The organism is Acidovorax sp. KPB24-03, assembly GCF_057546605.1.
Genome location: NZ_BAAJYR010000509.1, coordinates 1 through 2,147 on the forward strand (window position 1 = coordinate 1; position 2,147 = coordinate 2,147).

2 protein-coding genes and 1 pseudogene are annotated in these 2,147 nt (G+C 71.5%); all 3 read left to right on the plus strand.

Going from position 1 to position 2,147, the window contains the following annotated elements; genetic code table 11:
• Window positions 1–384: pseudogene (locus AC27KI_RS23305) on the plus strand ((2Fe-2S)-binding protein); the annotation flags it as partial.
• Window positions 385–448: 64 nt separating this feature from the next.
• Complete coding sequence (gene ybiB / locus AC27KI_RS23310; RefSeq protein ID WP_487116093.1) at window positions 449–1,372, plus strand: DNA-binding protein YbiB; 924 nt, start codon at window positions 449–451, stop codon at window positions 1,370–1,372.
• A gap of 7 nt (window positions 1,373–1,379) precedes the next feature.
• The coding region (cobA, locus tag AC27KI_RS23315) for a uroporphyrinogen-III C-methyltransferase (protein ID WP_487116095.1) at window positions 1,380–2,147 on the plus strand (768 nt) is incomplete at its 3' end.

A 2,147-nucleotide genomic window follows, 5' to 3' on the forward strand; every position in this document is an offset into this window, starting at 1 on the left:
CGACACCCTGCTGGCCGGCATGCTGCTGGCCGGCGACACCCGGGCGGAGGCGTGGCTCAAGACCCTGCTGCAGGAAGAGCTGCCCGCGCAAGGCTACGGCCGCCTGCTGCTCGTGCCCGGCGCCCAGGCGCCCTCCGGCGCACAGCCGTGCAGTCGCGCGGCAAGCCCGTGTGCTCCTGCCTGAACGTGACCGACGCCGCCATCACCGCCCACCTGGCGCAGTGCCACGGCACCGATGCCGACCGGCTCGCGCAGCTGCAGGGCGCGCTGCGCTGCGGCACCCAGTGCGGCTCGTGCGTGCCCGAACTCAAGCGCATGGTGCGCGCCACCGGGCCGCTGGCCCCGGCCTCCCCGCAGGCCCCCGCCGCCGCCCTCTCCATATAACCAAAAGTTGGCAGAAGTGGGGGAGAATCCGGTCCCCTTCGATCCGCCAGAAAAACCCCACGCCATGGCCATCAGCCACTATCTCAAGGACCTCGGCCGCGGCGCGCGCGGCGCCCGCGCCATCGGCCGCGCGCAGGCCAACGACCTGTTCGGCCAGGTGCTGGACGGCCAGGTCACCGACCTGGAGATCGGCGCCTTCTGCATCGCCATGCGCATCAAGGGCGAGACCGCCGAGGAGATGTGCGGCTTTCTCGACGCCACCCACGCCCGCCTGGCCCGCCTGCCCGCCAGCGACCGGCCCGTGGTCGTGCTGCCCAGCTACAACGGCGCGCGCAAGCTGCCCGTGCTCACCCCGCTGCTGGCGCTGCTGCTGGCGCGCGAGGGCCTGCCCGTGCTGCTGCACGGCATGCGCACCGAGGCGCGGCGCATTCTGGCATCGGATGTGCTCGACGCCCTAGGAATATCTGCCCTGAATGCTCCTGAAAAGATAGCAAACGGCACCGTGGCCCACATTCACACCGAAGCCCTGCACCCGGGCCTGGCCCGCCTGCTGGCCGCGCGCGAAGTGGTCGGCCTGCGCAACCCGGGCCACAGCGTCGTCAAGCTGATGAACCCCTGCGCCGGGCCGTCGCTGGTCGTCACCGCCTACACCCACCCCGAGTACCAGGACATGCTGCACGCCACCTTTGGCACGCTGGGCATGAACGCCCTGCTCTCGCGCGGGCTGGAAGGCGAAGTGGCCGCCGATCCGCGACGAACGCCCCGTTACGACGCCTTCGTCGCCGGCGCGCACCATCTGTGGGAAGAGCAGCAGCCCGGCACGGCCAGCGAGGTGCCTGGCCTGCCCCAGGACATCGACGTGGACACCACCGCCCGCTACACGCGCCAGGTGCTCGACGGCGCGCTGCCGGTGCCCGCGCCGCTGTACCGTCAGGTGGAACACATCTTGCGTCTGGCCGGGCAAATCCCTTTGGAGACAAACCCATGAATCGCCCATCCACCCCCGCCTTCGAAGCGTTCCCCCCGGCCGCTGCACGCTGGTCGGCGCCGGCCCGGGCGATCCGGAACTGCTCACCATCAAGGCCCTCAAGGCCATCCAGGCCGCCACCGTGCTGCTGGTGGACGACCTGGTCAGCGACGAGATCGTGGCCATGGCCCCGCCCGGCGCGCGCATCGTCCATGTGGGCAAGCGCGGCGGCTGCAAGAGCACGCCCCAGGCCTTCATCGAAAAGCTCATGGTCATGGCCGTGAACGAGGGTGAGAACGTCGTGCGCCTGAAGGGCGGCGACCCGTTCATCTTCGGGCGCGGCGGCGAAGAGGTCGAGCACCTGCGCGCGGCCGGCATCGACGTGCAGGTGGTCAACGGCATCACCGCGGGCCTGGCCGGCATGACGCTGCTGGGCACACCCCTCACCCACCGCGAGCACGCGCACGGCGTGGTCTTCGTCACCGGCCACGCCAAGCCCGGCGACGCCGGCACCGACTGGCGCCAACTGGCCGCCACCGCGCGCGATGCACGCCTCACCCTGGTCATCTACATGGGCGTGAGCAGCGCCGCGCACATCCAGCAGGAGCTGCTCACCGGCCTGCCCGCCAGCACCCCCGTGGTCGTCATCCAGCACGTGAGCCTGCCCCAGCAGCGCCACGCGCTCACCACCCTGGGCGAGTTGCACGCCACCATCGAGCGCGAGCAGCTCGCCAGCCCCTCGGTCATCGTCGTGGGCGACGTGGTGAGCGGCGTGGCGGCGGCCGGCGCTCGCGCG